Source organism: Salmonella sp. SG203, assembly GCF_013350575.1.
GTDB classification, from domain to species: domain Bacteria; phylum Pseudomonadota; class Gammaproteobacteria; order Enterobacterales; family Enterobacteriaceae; genus Salmonella; species Salmonella enterica.
Genome location: NZ_SNMT01000116.1, coordinates 1 through 403 on the forward strand (window position 1 = coordinate 1; position 403 = coordinate 403).

At 56.3% G+C, this 403-nt stretch carries 1 pseudogene; it reads left to right on the forward strand.

Annotation, left to right across the window (positions count from 1 at the left end):
• Positions 1-403, forward strand: a pseudogene (locus HV477_RS28105) (transcriptional regulator); the annotation flags it as partial.

Sequence of the window (403 nt, forward strand, 5' to 3'; positions counted from 1 at the left end):
TCTGTTCTATGCCCTGAGGCAGGCGCTGTTGTTTCACCCTGTACTGGTTATCAGCGATGAACTGATGTTCAGCGACCGGCTGGTACTGAAGGTGTTCGGGGATATCCCGGTAATATCACACGAAAAAATGTCAGGAACGCAACAGAACGGTGGGGAGCGTGCCGGAACCCCCGGTCAGCTGCAGGGTGCCCTGGCCGGTTTTCTGTTCCTGCCGGAGCCGGTCACGGGGTATTCAGATGTTCCGCTGATTTTTAATCATCCGAAGCGGCTGATGAACTATATGTCAGTACTGATGTTCAGGGAAACTCTGGCGCACGGGGTGACGCCGGCCCAGCGCCGTCTGCTTGAGGAGATTTATAAAGGCCGGGGGAAACTGTCGGTGCTGTCCGGGCGGCTGAAAACG